General features: G+C 72.1%; 17 protein-coding genes. 10 read left to right on the top strand and 7 right to left on the bottom strand.

The window, feature by feature from the left end; translation table 11 throughout:
* Positions 1 to 16 precede the first annotated feature (16 nt).
* Positions 17 to 1,588 (top strand): phytoene desaturase family protein, encoded by a 1,572-nt coding sequence (locus ACEXOR_RS00085; RefSeq protein WP_374847296.1) that lies wholly within the window; start codon positions 17 to 19, stop codon positions 1,586 to 1,588.
* A gap of 1 nt (position 1,589) precedes the next feature.
* On the top strand, positions 1,590 to 2,438 hold the full coding sequence (locus tag ACEXOR_RS00080; RefSeq protein WP_374847295.1) for a siderophore-interacting protein: 849 nt from the start codon (positions 1,590 to 1,592) through the stop codon (positions 2,436 to 2,438).
* A 4-nt stretch (positions 2,439 to 2,442) separates the two neighbouring features.
* On the opposite strand, the gene ACEXOR_RS00075 is transcribed toward ACEXOR_RS00080, so the two are convergent.
* Complete coding sequence (locus ACEXOR_RS00075) at positions 2,443 to 3,024, bottom strand: acyl-CoA thioesterase (RefSeq protein ID WP_374847294.1); 582 nt, start codon at positions 3,022 to 3,024, stop codon at positions 2,443 to 2,445.
* Between the two features lie 93 nt (positions 3,025 to 3,117).
* Between ACEXOR_RS00075 and trhO the strand changes: the two genes are divergently transcribed.
* On the top strand, positions 3,118 to 4,053 hold the full coding sequence (gene trhO / locus ACEXOR_RS00070; protein WP_374847293.1) for an oxygen-dependent tRNA uridine(34) hydroxylase TrhO: 936 nt from the start codon (positions 3,118 to 3,120) through the stop codon (positions 4,051 to 4,053).
* Between the two features lie 10 nt (positions 4,054 to 4,063).
* On the top strand, positions 4,064 to 4,897 hold the full coding sequence (locus tag ACEXOR_RS00065; protein ID WP_374847292.1) for an isocitrate lyase/PEP mutase family protein: 834 nt from the start codon (positions 4,064 to 4,066) through the stop codon (positions 4,895 to 4,897).
* Here ACEXOR_RS00065 and ACEXOR_RS00060 read toward each other — a convergent pair.
* Positions 4,890 to 5,450, bottom strand: coding sequence for a CGNR zinc finger domain-containing protein (locus tag ACEXOR_RS00060; RefSeq protein WP_374847291.1), 561 nt, complete (start codon positions 5,448 to 5,450; stop codon positions 4,890 to 4,892). The genes ACEXOR_RS00065 and ACEXOR_RS00060 overlap by 8 nt on opposite strands.
* 59 nt (positions 5,451 to 5,509) lie before the next feature.
* Between ACEXOR_RS00060 and ACEXOR_RS00055 the strand changes: the two genes are divergently transcribed.
* Both ACEXOR_RS00055 and ACEXOR_RS00050 read left to right on the top strand, forming a co-directional pair.
* A complete protein-coding gene (locus ACEXOR_RS00055) occupies positions 5,510 to 5,929 on the top strand; it encodes a carboxymuconolactone decarboxylase family protein (protein WP_374847290.1) in 420 nt (139 codons plus the stop codon).
* Entirely contained in the window at positions 5,926 to 6,819 is an 894-nt protein-coding gene (locus ACEXOR_RS00050; protein WP_374847289.1) for a phosphotriesterase family protein, read from the top strand. The genes ACEXOR_RS00055 and ACEXOR_RS00050 overlap by 4 nt, the downstream gene beginning before the upstream one ends.
* 6 nt (positions 6,820 to 6,825) lie before the next feature.
* Here the strand turns inward: ACEXOR_RS00050 and ACEXOR_RS00045 are convergent, their stop codons facing one another.
* Entirely contained in the window at positions 6,826 to 8,271 is a 1,446-nt protein-coding gene (locus ACEXOR_RS00045) for an LssY C-terminal domain-containing protein (protein ID WP_374847288.1), read from the bottom strand.
* Positions 8,272 to 8,399: 128 nt separating this feature from the next.
* On the opposite strand from ACEXOR_RS00045, the gene ACEXOR_RS00040 reads away from it, so the two are divergent.
* Genes ACEXOR_RS00040 through ACEXOR_RS00030 form a run of 3 tightly spaced genes read left to right on the top strand, consistent with a single transcriptional unit; the run spans position 8,400 to position 11,166 of the window.
* On the top strand, positions 8,400 to 9,302 hold the full coding sequence (locus tag ACEXOR_RS00040) for an ATP-binding cassette domain-containing protein (protein WP_374847286.1): 903 nt from the start codon (positions 8,400 to 8,402) through the stop codon (positions 9,300 to 9,302).
* The gene (locus tag ACEXOR_RS00035) at positions 9,299 to 10,105 is read left to right on the top strand and encodes an ABC transporter permease (RefSeq protein ID WP_374847285.1); all 807 of its coding nucleotides are present in this window, start codon (positions 9,299 to 9,301) and stop codon (positions 10,103 to 10,105) included. The genes ACEXOR_RS00040 and ACEXOR_RS00035 overlap by 4 nt, the downstream gene beginning before the upstream one ends.
* A gap of 44 nt (positions 10,106 to 10,149) precedes the next feature.
* A complete protein-coding gene (locus ACEXOR_RS00030) occupies positions 10,150 to 11,166 on the top strand; it encodes an MDR family oxidoreductase (protein ID WP_374847283.1) in 1,017 nt (338 codons plus the stop codon).
* Between the two features lie 79 nt (positions 11,167 to 11,245).
* Here the strand turns inward: ACEXOR_RS00030 and ACEXOR_RS00025 are convergent, their stop codons facing one another.
* The 3 genes from ACEXOR_RS00025 to hemB all read right to left on the bottom strand — a co-directional run bounded on the left by ACEXOR_RS00025 (position 11,246) and on the right by hemB (position 14,108).
* Positions 11,246 to 11,623 (bottom strand): hypothetical protein, encoded by a 378-nt coding sequence (locus tag ACEXOR_RS00025; RefSeq protein WP_374847282.1) that lies wholly within the window; start codon positions 11,621 to 11,623, stop codon positions 11,246 to 11,248.
* 146 nt (positions 11,624 to 11,769) lie between these two features.
* The gene (gene hemL / locus ACEXOR_RS00020) at positions 11,770 to 13,113 is read right to left on the bottom strand and encodes a glutamate-1-semialdehyde 2,1-aminomutase (protein WP_374847281.1); all 1,344 of its coding nucleotides are present in this window, start codon (positions 13,111 to 13,113) and stop codon (positions 11,770 to 11,772) included.
* Positions 13,113 to 14,108: a porphobilinogen synthase gene (hemB, locus tag ACEXOR_RS00015; RefSeq protein WP_374847280.1), complete on the bottom strand. Its 996-nt coding sequence runs from the start codon at positions 14,106 to 14,108 to the stop codon at positions 13,113 to 13,115. Before hemB ends, hemL begins: the two co-directional genes overlap by 1 nt.
* 62 nt (positions 14,109 to 14,170) lie before the next feature.
* Between hemB and ACEXOR_RS00010 the strand changes: the two genes are divergently transcribed.
* Positions 14,171 to 14,818: an alpha-ketoglutarate-dependent dioxygenase AlkB gene (locus tag ACEXOR_RS00010; protein ID WP_374847279.1), complete on the top strand. Its 648-nt coding sequence runs from the start codon at positions 14,171 to 14,173 to the stop codon at positions 14,816 to 14,818.
* On the opposite strand, the gene ACEXOR_RS00005 is transcribed toward ACEXOR_RS00010, so the two are convergent.
* A partial coding sequence (locus tag ACEXOR_RS00005; RefSeq protein WP_374847459.1) for an integrase core domain-containing protein occupies positions 14,815 to 14,946 on the bottom strand: 132 nt, incomplete at its 5' end. The two genes, ACEXOR_RS00010 and ACEXOR_RS00005, sit on opposite strands and share 4 nt — an antisense overlap.

Below are 14,946 nucleotides of genomic sequence, written 5' to 3'. Positions count from 1 at the left end.
CCGTTAGGCTCGGGGCATGCGGGCTGTGCAGAACTTCGACGTCGTGGTGGTCGGTGGAGGACACAACGGACTGGTCGCGGCGGCCTACCTGGCCCGAGCCGGCCGCTCGGTGTGCGTACTCGAACGGCAGGCATCCCTCGGCGGCGCGGCCGTGTCGGCATATGCCTTCGACGGCATGGATGCGCGGCTCTCGCGCTACTCCTACCTCGTGAGCCTGCTGCCCCAGCGCATCATCGACGACCTCGGGCTCGACCTCACCCTGCTGCGCCGTCGCTACTCCTCGTACACCCCGCTTCCGGGCACCGACCTCGGTCTGCTCATCGACAACGAAGACCCCGCGGCCACCCGCGACTCGTTCGCCGCCGTCGACGCCGCCGCCGATGCCGACGCCTTCGCCTCGTTCACGGCCGACCTCGGCCGGGTCGCCGCCGCCGTCTGGCCCACCCTCACCGGCCCGTTGCCCACCGAGAGCGAGCTGCGCCGGATGCTCGGGGACGACGCCCTCTGGAGCGAGGTGTTCGAGCATCCGATCGGCCGTGCCATCCGCGAGCGCTTCACCAGCGACCTGGTGCGCGGCGTCGTGGCGACCGACGCGCTGATCGGCACCTTCGCCTCGATCGACGATCCCTCCCTCGTGCAGAACATCTGCTTCCTCTACCACGTGGTCGGCGGCGGCACGGGCGACTGGGACGTTCCGGTGGGCGGCATGGGCGCGGTCACCGGTGAGCTCGAACGGGCCGCCCGCGAGGCCGGGGCCGACCTGCGCACCGGCGCCGACGTGGTGTCGGTGGCGCCCGACGGCACGGTCACCTACGGCACGGCCGAGGGTGAGCACGTCGTCGTGCGCGGCGGGCGGGTGCTCGCGAACGTGGCGCCGGCGATCCTCGACGACCTCCTCAGGGCCGGCGGCACCGTCGGGTCCGAAGGCGCCCCCGCCCCTGCCCCCGAGGGCGCCCAGACCAAGGTCAACCTCCTCCTCCGCCGACTCCCCCGCCTGCGCGACACCACCGTCGCGCCCGAGGCGGCCTTCGGCGGCACCTTCCACATCAACGAGCTCGAGTCGCAGCTCGAGCGCGCGGTGCGCGACGCGGAGTCCGGCCGCGTGCCCGAGCCGGTGCCCGCCGAGATCTACTGCCACTCGCTCACCGACCCGAGCATCCTCTCGCCCGAGCTCCGTGCCTCGGGAGCCCAGACGCTCACGGTCTTCGCCCTGCACACCCCGCACCGCCTGACCGCCGGCCGCGACGAGCTCGAGGCCGCCGTGCTGCGCTCGCTCGACAGCGTGCTCGCCGAACCGATCGCCCCGCTGCTGCTGACCGATGCGCACGGCCGCCCCTGCATCGAGACCAAGACCACGGCCGACCTCGAGGCCGCCCTGAACATGCCAGGGGGCCACATCTTCCACGGCGGGCTGAGCTGGCCGTTCCTGCCCGACGACGCCCCGCGCTCCACCGCGGCCGAGCGCTGGGGCGTGGCCACGGCGCACGCGCGCGTGCTGCTCTGCGGCTCGGGATCGCGCCGGGGCGGCGCCGTCTCGGGCCTCGGCGGCCACAGTGCCGCAATGGCCGTACTCGAAGACGACGCCTGACGTGGCCCGCTTCGACCGCCCGCTCGTGCGCCACGCGCCGGCCCTCCGCCGGGTCATGGTCGAGCGGGTGGAACGGCTGGCGCCGGCGCTCGTGCGGGTCACTCTCGCCGGCTCCGAGCTCGACGGCTTCGAGAGCGTGGGGCCCGACGACCACGTGAAGGTGTTCTTCCCCGACGCCACCGGGCGCATCGCCCTGCCACAGCCGCCCGGCGCGGCTGCGTCGCCGGGCGAGATCGTCGCCCGCGACTACACGCCCCGGGCCCTGCGGCCGGCCACCTCCGCCGGCCCCGCGCAACTCGACCTCGATTTCGTGCTGCACGCGGCGGCCACGCATCCGGCCGACGCCTCGGGTCACCTCGGCACCGTCGCCCCGGTGCCCCTCCACGGCGGCCCCGCCTCCGCCTGGGCAGACACCGCCGCGCCCGGCCACGAGCTCGTCATCGGCGGCCCCAGCACCTCCCGCCTCGTGCCGGCGGATGCGGAGGCCGTCGTGCTCCTCGCCGACGAGACCGGCCTGCCCGCCGTGGGCCGCTGGCTCGAACTGCTCCCCGACCACGTGGCGGTCACCGCGCTGCTCGAGGTGGCCGACCGCTCGGTCAGCGGCTACTTCAGAGACGAGCTCCGGATTCGCGCCGACATCCTCTGGCTGTTCCGCGAGTACGGCGAGGGCCAGCTGGCCGCGGCGCTCCGCGGGCTCGGCCCGCTCGGCGACGCGGCCTACGTCTTCGGCGCTGCCGAGGCGAACGCGCTCGTGCCCCTGCGCCAGCACCTCCGGCGAACCCTCGGGCTGCCGGCCGCGCAGGTGGCCCTCAGCGGCTACTGGCGCGCCCCCACCACCCCCTCGGCGTGACTCGTCACCACTCGCTCGGCGCCGCCGCCTTCGTCGAGGGCAGCTGGGTGTCGACGCCCCACCCGGCCAGCCACTCCGGCATCCGGCCGTCATCCGGAGCCTGCCCCACGCCCGGCAGCGCCTCGAGCTCGGGCACCGTCACGATGCCGCCCGAGCGCTTGAGCAACCGCGCCCGGATGAACGCCCGCGCATAGACCTCGCGCCGACCCCCGGCCACGGCCACGAACCGCTGCTCGAGGTAGAGCGCCCGCTCGTCGAACCCGAGCATCCGCGTCTCCACCTCGAACCGCTGCCACAGCTCGAGCGACCGGCGGAAGCTGATGGTCTCGGCCACCACCACGGGGTACCAGCCGCGCTTCTGCAGCTGCCCCCAGAGCCCTGCCCGGTGCAGCAGGTCGAGCCGCGCGATGTCGAGCATCGACAGGTAGACCCCGTTGTTCATGTGCCGCAGCACGTCGAGGTCGGTGGGCAGCACGCGGAACGGCCGCGTGCCGACATCCCAGATGCCGAGCGGCGAGCGAAAACGGGCCGTGAGCGTGCCGAGGAGCGTTCTGAAGAAGAAGTGCACGGATGCGATGGTAGACATCCGCACCCCTCGTCACCGAAGCGCTGTGATGTTCTACAAGAGCGGATGCTCCGCGAGCGCCCCGCGCTCAGCCCCCGGCACTAAAATCGCCGGGTGGCCGTGCCGAAGATCATCCTCTACTACGTCTTCGCGCCCATCCCCGATCCGGAGGCCGTTCGGCTCTGGCAGCGCGACCTGTGCGAGTCTCTGGGGCTTCGGGGTCGCATCCTGCTCTCGCCCGACGGCATCAACGGAACCCTCGGCGGCGAGCTCGACGCCGTGAAGCGCTACGTGCGCAAGACCCGCGAGTTCGCGCCCTTCGCCGGGCTCGAGGTGAAGTGGAGCGAGGGCACCGGGCTCGAGCCGGGGCCGGCTTCCAGGCACACGGTCTACCGCGCGAGCACCGACTTCCCGCGGTTGAGCGTGAAGGTGCGCGACGAGATCGTGAGCTTCGGGGCGCCGGGCGAACTGCGGGTCGGAGACGATGGTGTGCAGGGAGGCGGCACCCGGCTCGCGCCCGAGCAGCTGCACGCGCTGGTCGACGGCAAGAAGCAGACCGGCGACGAGGTGGTGTTCTTCGACGGCCGCAACGCCTTCGAGGCGGCGATCGGCCGGTTCGAGGGGGCGGTGGTTCCGGATGTCGCAACCACCAGGGACTTCGTCGCCGAACTCGACAGCGGCAAGTACGACCACCTGAAGGACAAGCCGGTGGTCACCTACTGCACCGGCGGCATCCGGTGCGAGGTGCTGTCGTCACTGATGATCGCGCGGGGTTTCGGCGAGGTGTACCAGCTCGAGGGCGGCATCGTGAAGTACGGCGAGGCGTTCGGCGACCGCGGGTTGTGGAAGGGCGCGCTGTACGTGTTCGACGGGCGCGGCTCGATCACGTTCGGGGGCGCTGACTCGGGCGACCCCATCGGCAGCTGCGTGGTGTGCGGCGGGGCGACCTCGCGGATGCGCAACTGCGCCGATCCGTCGTGCCGCCACCAGCTCGTGGTGTGCGCCGAGCACCCGGCCGACGTGATGTGCGCGGAGCACGCGTCGCCGTAGGCTCGGCGGCATGACCTCGACTCCGCTGCCCGACGACGCCTACGACCCCACCGTCGCCCACCCGAGCCACGAGCTCATCCACGACCGGGCCGATGCCCTGCTGGCCCTGCACCACGCCCCCGAGATCCTCACGATGGTGAACGTGTGGGATGTCGCGAGCGCCACCGTCATCGCCGACCTGCCCGAGACGAAGGCCCTCGCCACAGCCAGCCACGCCATCGCCGCGATGTTCGGCTACGAAGACGGCGAGCGCATCCCGGTCGACCTGATGATCGAGACGGTGGGCCGCATCGCCCTCAACACCTCGCTGCCCGTGAGCGCCGACCTCGAGGCCGGCTACGGCGACCCGGGCGAGACCGTGCGCCGTGCCATCGGCGTGGGCATCGTGGGCGCCAACCTCGAAGACCGGATGCGCCCCCACATCGAGTCGGTCGAGAACGTGGCCGAGGTGGTGAAGGCGGCCGAGGCCGAGGGCGTGCGCTTCGTGCTGAACGCGAGAACGGATGCGCTGCTGATGCGCGGCGAACGCCCGCTCGACGAGGCGGTGGCCGACGCCATCGAACGCGGCCGCGCCTACCTCGACGCCGGCGCGGCCTGCGTCTTCGTGCCCGGACTCATCGACGAGGCCGTCGCGGAGCGCCTCGTGGAGGGCCTCGGACGCCAGCGCGTGAGCGTGATCGGCGTGCCCGGCTCGCTCGCCCCGCAGCGCTACGAGGAGCTCGGCATCGCCCGCATCTCCTACGGCCCGTGGCCCCAGCGCGTGGCGCTCACCGCGTTCCGCGCCTCGGCCCTCGACCTCTATGCGGGCGGACACCTCCCGGAGGGCACCCAGCTGCTCACCTGACCGGTGCCGGCGCGGCCGCCTGCCGGGCGCGGTGCGCCCGCACGCGCCCTCGGCTCGCGCAGGCGGGTGACGGACACCAGTGCCGCCGGCCGGAGGTGTCGAGGAACACCCACCGGCAATCCGACTCCGCGCATTCCTTCAACAGACCGCGGTCGGGCCCCCGCAGGGTCACCAGCGCCTGGATGGCGATGGCCCCGAGCGCGGACTCCACCGTGAAGCCCCGCTCGGCCGGGCCGTCTGATGCGGAGACGAGCGCCCCGGGAACCGAGGCGGCGAGGCGCACGTGAGCCGACGCATCCGGTGGCGGTTCATTCCCGGCCACGGTCGCCATCGCCAGCTCGCGGAGCGCTTCGCGCAGCCGCACGAGATCGCCCAGCTCGCTCGAGGTCATCGCCTCCCGGGGAGGGAAGCCGACCAGCGCGAGCCAGCGGCGGCCGGCCTCGGGCGTCGGCAGCCGTTCGACGGGATGAGGGCCGAAACTCCGCCCTCTCGTGGCGAGCAGGTTGAGCCAGGTGGCTCCGCCGTCGAATCGGAAGGTCGCATCGGTCGCCATGATTCGAGTGTAACGTTCTACCCGTTACACATCGAACCGACGACCGGATGAGGGAACCCATGGATCGCACCTTCGACGTGGCCGCCGGCCGCGAACGACTGGCCGAGCTGCAGGACGCCGCGACCACCGCCGCGTGGCGAGCGACCGTCGCTGCCGCCGCCCCCGGCTTCGACGAGTGGATCGTCGGCGCCGTCTTCGGCGGCACGTATCAACGCAAGGGACTGACCCCGCGTGACCGGCAGCTGCTGATCATCGGCGCGCTGACCGCCCTCGGCGGGGTCGATCCACAGCTCCTCGGGCATCTGGAGACCTCGCGCCGGATCGGGATGACCCGGGAGGAGATCGCCGAGGCCATCGTGCACCTCGTGCCCTACGTGGGGCTGCCGCGGGTGCTCGCGGCGCTCCGGCTCGTACCGCAACACGACGCCGCACGACCCGCCGACGGTCCCGGCGCTCGCGAGGGCGACGCCGCACCGTGACCGCGCGCATCCGCACCGTTCGCGGTGACATCGACCCGGCCGAGGCCGGCGCCGTCGACTCCCACGACCACCTCTTCCTCACCACCCCGACCCTCCCGGGCGAGCAGCTCGACGACGAGTCGGCCGCCGGCGACGTGCTGCGTGCCTTCGCCACAGCCGGCGGCGGCACGATCGTGCAGTGGACGCCGCAGGGCCTGACGCGCAGGATCTCCACCCTCGAACGCCTCAGCGGAGCCACCGGAGTGCACGTGGTAGCCGCCACCGGGCGCCATCGCAGGCCCGTCTACGGAGCGCGCTGGGTCGAACCGGAGCCCTGCATCGACGAGCTCGCCGCCTCGTTCATCACCGACATCACGCATCGGGCCTGCGGCCTGATCAAGGTGGGCACCGGCTCCGCGGCCATCAGCCCGGATGAGAGCGTGGCGCTGCACGCCGCCGCGCTCGCCCATCACGCCACCGGTGCGCCGATCGCCGTGCACCTGGAGCAGGGTTCGGCGGCCGAGCTCGTGCTGGGCGTCCTCCTCGCCGCCGCCGTGCCCGCGACGAGCATCGTGCTGGGCCACCTCGGCCGCAACCCGGAGCCGGCCCGCATCCTCGAGGCCGCGCGATCGGGCGCCTGGCTGTGTCTCGACACGCCCTCGCCGCGGCATCCGATCGAGCCCGGCCGGCTGGTGCACCTCCTCGCCACCCTGGTCGAGCACGGCCACCTCGCTCAGCTCCTGCTCGGGGCCGACACGACGGTCGCGAATGCCCGGTCGGATGCGCGGTCGTTCGGGCCGGCCGCGCTCCTGCAGAGCCTGCTCCCCCGAGTCGAGCACGTGCTCGGCGATGACGTCGCCCGACGGATCGTGAGGGGCAACCCCGCCCGCGCCTGGGCGATGAGGGCCTGAGAGCCGTCAGCGCCCCGCGCGCCGCAGCGCCCGCGCCGCACGCCGCTCGACGGCCCGCCGGTGCGAGAACCGCCGCGCATCCGTGCCCGACAGAGCGAGCAGCACGAGCACGTCGAACGACAACCCCACGAGGTTCGTCTCGAGCGTGATCTGCGGGCCGCCCCCCACGAAGTCGACCGCCGTCACCAGGATGGCGACCGAACTCAGACCCATCGCCGTGAAGCGCGCCCAGTTGTGCCCGTGGTAGATCAGGAACGCCAGCACCGAGTACAGCGCGCTGATCAGCAGCGCCAGCGCCACGAACACCGCGGCCACGAGCGACGACAGGTAGGCCGTGTCGGCCGGTGTCAGCGCCCCGGTGAGGGTGCGGAAGTCGAGCTCCCCGCCGCCGATCGAGAAGCCCACCACGATCACCGCCACCAACGCCGAGAGCACGCGCAGCGCCATCAAGGTCACGCCGAGGTAGATCGACGCCGGCCGGCCGCTGCCCATGATGGGCGACTCGGTGAACAGCGCCGACGGGGTGGGCCGCACGGGCTGCTCGGCGTGCGGCCGGCCGTCGTCGGCCGACGCCGCGGGCACGGGCACCGAGCGCAGGTCGACCACGGGCAGGTCGCCGTCGGTCACGATCGCGTCGCCGCCGCCGTTCACGTGGTGGTAACCGGTGGAGAAGTTGCGGATGAGTTCCACCGCGGCATCCGGGTTGCCGTCGACGAGCGTCGAGACGATGTGGTCGCGCTCCTTGTCGGTGTCGCGGTCGATGCGGTGGGTGACCTGCAGGGTGAAGAACGAGATGCCGATGCTGCGGTCGTAGGTGCCGGCCGCGAGCCAGTCGGCCTCGTGCCCGCCCGGCAGCAGCCATCCCTCGGGGCAGCGCCAGAAACGCACGTGGTGGCGTTTGGAGGGGGTGCCCTCCACCTCCTGCTGGTAGGTGAAGCTCTGCACCTCGCCGAAGAGGTAGAGCCGTGACACGGGCGCGCCCGGGTAGCTGCGGTTCATCAGGGTGCCGCGCACCGTGCGGAGGGCCGAGGTGAGGCCCATGTCGTCGGCCCGGTGCCAGCCGGCCCGCACCATCGCCTCGTGGATCTGCTCCTCATCGCCGCGCAGCGCCACGTTCACCGGGTCGCCGAGGAGCCCTTCGCGGGTGCGGGCGCGGCCGATGAAGTAGTCGGGCACGTAGAAGAGGGTGAGAATGCTGTGCACCCGAGGCAGCAGCAGGTAGGCCACCACGAGCCAGAACACGAGCAGGAACCACAGCTGCTGCCAGCCCCGCGCGAACGACTCGGTGACGACGAGGAAGGCCAGCCAGCCGATCGAGACGGTGCCGAACAGAAAGAACAGGCTGTCGACCACCAGCCCCACCGAGGCGCGGAACGTGCGGCGGCGGATGTGCTCGGCGAGCGAGGAGTCCTCGAGGTCGCGTTCAGCCGCGTCGGCATCCCGTGCGGCCATCCACAGCGTCCTTTCCTCACACGGATTCTCCCAGATTCCCGGAAAGCTGTGACAAGCCGCAACGGCCACCCTAGGCTGGAAATCCGCTAGACGAGCGTTCATCGTCCGCACACCGAAGGACAGAGATCATGCCCACCGGCGTACCCATCGAGTTCTCAGGGCTCACCAAATCGTTCGGGAGCGTCACCGCCGTCTCCGACCTCACGCTCACCGTCGAGCCGGGTCAGGTCACCGGTTTCCTCGGCCCGAACGGCGCGGGCAAGACCACCACGCTCCGCATGCTGCTCGGCCTGGTGCGGCCCACCAGCGGCACCGCGTCGTTCGGCGGCACCCCCTACGGCCGTCTGGCCTCGCCCATCAGCACCGTCGGCGCCTCGCTCGAGGCCGCGAGCTTCCACCCCGGCCGATCGGCCCGCAACCACCTGGCCGTGTACGCGCAGGCCGCCGGTCTGCCGAAGACCGCTCCGGATGCCGCCCTCGAGAAGGTGGGCCTGTCGGGCTACGGCCAGCGTCGCGTAGGCGGTTACTCCCTCGGCATGCGGCAGCGCCTCGGCCTCGCCTTCGCCCTGCTCGGCGACCCGGGGGTGCTCGTGCTCGACGAGCCGATCAACGGTCTCGACCCCGAGGGCATCAAGTGGATCCGGCTGCTGCTGCGGGCCATGGCCGCCGAGGGCCGCACCATCCTGATCAGCTCGCACCTGCTCAGCGAGGTGCAGCAGACCGTCGACGAGGTGATCATCATCACCCACGGCACACTCGTGCACCGCGGTGAGCTCTCCACCCTCGACACCTCCGACACGAAGCAGGTGCAGGTGAACGCCGACGACCGCGACCGACTGGCCGAGATCATCCGGGCGGCGGGGTACACCGTGTCGAACCTCCGCTCGGGGGTGCTGGTCGACAACGCCGAGGCCGGCGAGATCGGGCGGCTGGCCTTCGATGCCGGCCTCCCGCTCACCGGGCTGTCGCAGAAGCGCACCGGGCTCGAGGAGTCGTTCCTCGCCCTCGTGGGCGAGGAGGGCGCGCTGTGACCCGCTTCGCGTGGGCCGTGCGCTCCGAATTCACCAAGCTCGTCAGCACCCGGCTGTGGTGGGTGCTCGCGCTCATCATGGTGGCCTACGTGGCCGTCTGCGCCGGCGGGCTCGGCGCTCTGTTCGGCGGGCTCGGCACCAACGCGAACGGGCCGGTGCTTCCGGATGCGCAGGTTCCGCTGCTCATCTACAGCTTCGCCACCTCCATCGGGTACGTCTTCCCCGTGCTCCTCGGCGCCCTCGCGGTGACGAGCGAGTTCCGGTTCCAGTCGCTCACGCCCACGTTCCTCGCCACTCCGCGACGCGGCCTGGTGCTCGGCGCCAAGGCCCTCACCCTCTCCCTCACCGGAGCGGTCTTCGGTGTGCTGGCGCTCCTGGGCTCGATGGGCGCGGGCGTCGCCGTGCTGGCCGTGTTCGGCATCGACCCGCTGATCACCGACCCCGACACCTGGGCCTTCGTGGGCCGGTCGGTGCTGGCGATGGCCCTGTGGGCCGCGATCGGTGTGGGGCTCGGCACGCTCGTTCCCAGCCAGGTGGCCTCGATCGTGATCGTGCTCGCCTTCACCCAGTTCGTGGAGCCGCTGCTGCGCCTGGCCGCGGGCATCACCGACTGGTCGGCGCAGATCGGGCAGTTCCTGCCGGGCTCCGCGAGCGACGCCCTGGTGGGCTCGAGCATCTACACGGCCATGTCGGGCAGCGGCGTCGCGCTGGAGTGGTGGCAGGGCGGGCTCGTGCTCGCCGCCATCGCCGTCGTGGCCACGCTGCTCGGGTTCGTCACCAGCTGGCGGCGCGACGTCTCCTGACCTGGCGCCCGCGGCACCTGCCGCATCCGATTCGAGGAGGAATCATGACCCGCGCCTACGTGGTGACCGAGAAGGGCGCCGCCGCCCGGCTGCTCGAGATCGACGACGAGGAGTTCTTCGGCGACGACGCGGCCGATCCCGGCACCTCCGCCGAGTATGCCGGCCCGGTCGACCTCGACGTGCTCGCCTCGAGCATCAACTACAAAGACGGCATGGCGCTCACCGGCCGGCCCGGCATCGTGCGCCGCTGGCCGCTCATCCCGGGCATCGACGTGGTGGGCCGGGTGACGCGGTCCCTCGCATCCGGATTCTCGGCCGGTGACCTGGTGCTGCTCAACGGCGACGGCATCGGCGAGAGCCGCCACGGCGGTCTGGCCACGCGGGCGCGGGTGCGCCCCGATGCACTGCTGCACCTGCCGGAACAGCTCTCACCCGCCCGGGCCGCCGCCATCGGCACCGCGGGCTTCACGAGCATGCTCGCCGTGCTGGCGCTGGCCGACGCGGGTGTCGAACCGGATGCCGGCGAGATCCTGGTCACGGGCGCGGCCGGCGGGGTCGGCTCCATCGCCGTCGCCCTTCTCGCCGGGCGGGGCTACTCCGTGGTGGCCTCGAGCGGACGCGCCGACACCGAGGGCGACTACCTCCGCGGCCTCGGGGCGTCGCGGGTGGTCGACCGGGGCGCCCTCGGCGACGAGGTGGGCGGCCCGCTGCAGAAGGCCACCTGGGCCGGCGCGGTCGACAGTGCCGGCGGCGCCACGCTCGCGAACGTGCTCGCCCAGACCCGTTACGGCGGAACGGTGGTGGCCTGCGGGCTGGCGCAGGGCTCCGACCTGCCCACGACGGTGCTGCCGTTCATCCTGCGCTCGGTGACGCTCACCGGCGCCAACTCGGTGGAGGCCCCCCGGGCCCTGCGCGAACGCGCCTGGGCCGCTCTGGCCGCCGAGCTCGACCTCGGCCTGCTCGACTCGCTCACGACCACCATCGCCCTCGACGACGCCCTGGCCACGGCCGAGCGCATCCTTGAGGGCCGGGTGCGCGGCCGCACCGTCGTGCTCCCCTAGCCCCCGGCAAACCAGATCCGTCACTTTCCGCCCCAAAAAGCGCCGGGAAGGGCCGAAAGTGACGGAACCGGGGTGAGGGTCAGTCGATGATCTCGGTGGTGCCCTCGAGTGGCGGCAGGCGCAGGGCCCGCAGCAGCTTGATGGAGTGCGCGGTGGTGACGATGATGCGCGAGAACTCCTGGCCCTCGAGGTCGATCACCACCGAGGTGCGGGTGCCCTTCACGAGCAGGAAGTCCTTGCCGTCGTGGAACTTCCAGGTGCCCACCGCCAGGGTGAGCGGCACGGCCGCACCGGGCGCCCGGATGCCGCGCACCCACACCCACGGGTCGTCGGTGAGCGCGGCCGAGCGGATGCTCTCCAACGGCACCACGATGTCGGTGCGGCGGAACGACAGAATCTTCTCGGCGCGGGTGAGGCGGATCTCGAGACGATCGGTGTGGACGAAGAGGACGGCCATGTGTCTATCCTGCCGTGGCGGGGCTGGGGAGCGGGAGGGCGGATTCCCAGAGAAGCATAACGATTCGAGAAATTGTCGCTTCGGGGACGGTCAGGGACGGCACGACGGTCACCGACGGCTCCGCGGGCACGACGGTCATCGCGCGATCAGACCGGGCTGGCGGCCGCAGCAGCCCTGGCGGCCGCCGGCAGCGCCTCGAGGATGCGCGCGATCGCCGCGTCGTCGTGCGCGGCCGAGACGAACCACGCCTCGTACACCGAGGGCGGCAGCGAGACCCCGGCGTCGAGCAGGCTGTGGAAGAAGGGCGCGTAGCGGAACGCCTCCTGGCGCTGCACATCGGCGTAGTCGCGCGGCGCCACCTCGGAACCGAACGTGAAGCTGAACAGGTTGCCGGCGCGTTGCAGGCTGTGCGCGACACCGGCATCCTTCAGCGCCGACGACACCGCGGCCGAGATGGTGTGCGACACCTCGTCGAGCTTCGCGTACACCGCGGCGTCGGCGAGGCGCAGCGTGGCGAGCCCGGCGGCCACCGCCACGGGATTGCCCGAGAGCGTGCCCGCCTGGTACACCGGGCCGAGGGGCGCGAGCTGCTCCATCACGTCGGCCCGCCCGCCGAGCGCGGCGAGGGGCATGCCGCCGCCCACCACCTTGCCGAAGGTGACGAGGTCGGGAACATACGGATGCGCCACGTCGCCGTGCACGTCCGGCGCGTTCTCGAGCCCCCACCAGCCCGCGGGGCCCACGCGGAACCCGGTGAGCACCTCGTCGGCGATCAGCAGCGCGCCGTGCTCGTGCGCGATTCCGGCGAGGGCCGCGTTGAACCCCGGAGCCGGCGGCACCACGCCCATGTTGGCGGGCGCCGACTCCACGATCACCGCCGCGATGTCTCCGCCGTGCTCGGCGAAGGCCTGGCGAACCGCGTCGAGGTCGTTGTAGGGCAGCACCATCGTGAGGGCCGCCGTGGCCGCCGGCACCCCGGCCGAGGCGGGCAGCGCGAGCGTGGCGAGCCCCGAGCCGGCCTCGGCGAGCAGCGGGTCGGAGTGGCCGTGGTAGTGGCCGGCGAACTTGATCAGCACGTCGCGGCCCGTGAATCCGCGGGCGAGACGGATGGCCGTCATGGTGGCCTCGGTGCCGGTCGACACCAGGCGCAGCCGTTCGATCGGCGCCACGCCTCCGGCGGTCACCCGGGCACGCACGAGCTCGGCGAGGTCGGTCTCGGCGGGAGTGGTGGCTCCGAACGACAGACCCCGCGCCGCAACATCCTGAACCGCCGCCACCACCTCGGGATGGGCGTGGCCGAGGATGGCCGGCCCCCACGAGCACACCAGGTCGACGTACTCGCGACCCTCGGAGTCGGTGATGTACGGGCCGGCGGCCGAGGTCATGAAGCGAGGGGTTCCGCCCACCGAGCGGAACGCGCGCACCGGCGAGTTGACGCCGCCCGGGATGGAGCGCTGGGCTCGGGCGAACTCGCGAGCGTTGCTGGTCATCACAGGCCCTTCAGGGTTCGGGCGACCTCGACCGCCCAGTAGGTGAGCACGGCGTCGGCGCCGGCCCGGCGGATGCTGGTGAGCGACTCGAGGATGGCCCGGTCGCGGTCGATCCAGCCGTTCGCGGCCGCCGCCTCGATCATCGCGTACTCCCCCGACACCTGGTACGCCCAGGTGGGCACGGGCACCGCGGCCGAGACGTCGGCGAGCAGGTCGAGGTAGCTCATGGCCGGCTTCACCATCACGATGTCGGCGCCCTCCTGCACGTCGATGACGGCTTCGCGCAGGCCCTCGCGACGATTGGCGGGGTCGAGCTGATAGGTCTTGCGGTCGCCGCGCAGGGTCGACCCGACGGCCTCGCGGAAGGGGCCGTAGAACGCCGAGGCGTACTTCGCGGCGTACGCCAGGATGGCGACCTCCTGGAACCCCTCGCCGTCGAGGGCCTCGCGCACCGCGGCCACCTGGCCGTCCATCATGCCCGAGAGGCCGAGCAGCTGGCTGCCCGCGCGGGCCTGCTCGAGGGCCATGTCGCGATACCGGATGAGGGTGGCGTCGTTGTCGACGGCACCCCGCGCATCCAGCACCCCGCAGTGGCCGTGGTCGGTGAACTCGTCGAGGCAGAGGTCGGTCTGCACCACGAGGGCGTCGCCCGCCTCCTCGGCGGCGATGCGGGTGGCGGCGTTGAGCACGCCGTCGGGATCGGTGGCGGCGCTGCCGTCGGCGTCTTTGTCGGCGTCGGCGGGCACGCCGAACAGCATCACTCCGCCGATGCCGGCCTCGGCCGCCTCGACGATCGCGCCGCGCAGGCTGTCGAAGGTGTGCTGGACGACGCCGGGCATCGAGGTGAGGGGCACGGGAGCGTCGACGTCGTCGCGCACGAACAGCGGCAGCACGAGCTGGGCGGGGTGGATGCGGGTCTCGGCCACCAGCCGCCGCAGTGCAGGGGTGCCGCGCAGTCGGCGCGGGCGGATCTCGGGGAAGGAGCCGGACGTCATGGCCTCCAGCTTAGGTCGAAAAAACGTTCGAACATCTGTTCGAATGTGGTTAGGGTGAGGACATGAACATCGACTTCCAGACCTCGCTCTTCGACGACCTCGAGGCCGACCCCGGGCTCGAGCCGCTGGGCTCATCCGTCGAGCGCACGATGCTGGGAGACGGCGCGTGGGTCGACCTCAGGCCGGGCTGGGTCACGAACTCCGACGCCCTGTTCGAGCGGCTCGCGCTCGATGTGCCCTGGCACGCCGACCGGCGCGAGATGTACGACCGGGTGGTCGACGTTCCGCGGCTGGTGTCGCGGTTCGGAGTGGGCTCGGTGTACCCCGATCTGGTGCTCACCCGGGCTCAGGATGCCCTGAACGAGCACTACGGCCGCCCGGCGGGCCAGGTGTTCGAGACCGCGGGCCTGTGCTTCTACCGCACCGGAGACGACAGCGTCGCCTGGCACGGAGACCGCGTGGGCCGCACCATCGACCGCGACACCATGGTGGCCATCGTGTCGGTGGGTGCCGCCCGCACCCTCTCGGTGCGGCCCAAGAACCCCGAGGGCCGCCAGGCGGCCGAGACGTTGCGCTTCCCGGTGGGCCACGGCGACCTGATCGTCATGGGTGGCAGCTGCCAGCGCACCCACGAGCACGCCATCCTCAAGACCAAACAGGCCGTGGGCCCGCGCATCAGCGTGCAGTTCCGCCCGAACTGGCCCCGCTAGCTGTACTGCCCAGGGAGGTTGATCAATCTGCTGATGGGTGGTTGTGCTCCGATGGCGGTGTGGGGCCTGTGGTGATTGTATTCATGGAGCCAGGCCGGGAGTGCTGCTCGGCGGGCTGATTCGCTGTT

Source organism: Herbiconiux liangxiaofengii (assembly GCF_041927335.1).
In the GTDB taxonomy this organism is placed as follows: Bacteria; Actinomycetota; Actinomycetes; order Actinomycetales; family Microbacteriaceae; genus Herbiconiux; species Herbiconiux liangxiaofengii.
Note: the sequence above shows the minus strand (reverse complement) of the source record. Positions and strands in the feature narration are given on the sequence as shown.

Coding starts and splice junctions, on each gene's coding strand:
- ACEXOR_RS00085 (WP_374847296.1), top strand. CDS start 17: ATGCGGGCTGTGCAGAACTTCGACGTCGTGGTGGTCGGTGGAGGACAC.
- ACEXOR_RS00075 (WP_374847294.1), bottom strand. CDS start 3,024: ATGTCTACCATCGCATCCGTGCACTTCTTCTTCAGAACGCTCCTCGGC.
- ACEXOR_RS00065 (WP_374847292.1), top strand. CDS start 4,064: ATGACCTCGACTCCGCTGCCCGACGACGCCTACGACCCCACCGTCGCC.
- ACEXOR_RS00060 (WP_374847291.1), bottom strand. CDS start 5,450: ATGGCGACCGATGCGACCTTCCGATTCGACGGCGGAGCCACCTGGCTC.
- ACEXOR_RS00055 (WP_374847290.1), top strand. CDS start 5,510: ATGGATCGCACCTTCGACGTGGCCGCCGGCCGCGAACGACTGGCCGAG.
- ACEXOR_RS00045 (WP_374847288.1), bottom strand. CDS start 8,271: ATGGCCGCACGGGATGCCGACGCGGCTGAACGCGACCTCGAGGACTCC.
- ACEXOR_RS00040 (WP_374847286.1), top strand. CDS start 8,400: ATGCCCACCGGCGTACCCATCGAGTTCTCAGGGCTCACCAAATCGTTC.
- ACEXOR_RS00030 (WP_374847283.1), top strand. CDS start 10,150: ATGACCCGCGCCTACGTGGTGACCGAGAAGGGCGCCGCCGCCCGGCTG.
- ACEXOR_RS00025 (WP_374847282.1), bottom strand. CDS start 11,623: ATGGCCGTCCTCTTCGTCCACACCGATCGTCTCGAGATCCGCCTCACC.
- hemL (WP_374847281.1), bottom strand. CDS start 13,113: ATGACCAGCAACGCTCGCGAGTTCGCCCGAGCCCAGCGCTCCATCCCG.
- hemB (WP_374847280.1), bottom strand. CDS start 14,108: ATGACGTCCGGCTCCTTCCCCGAGATCCGCCCGCGCCGACTGCGCGGC.
- ACEXOR_RS00010 (WP_374847279.1), top strand. CDS start 14,171: ATGAACATCGACTTCCAGACCTCGCTCTTCGACGACCTCGAGGCCGAC.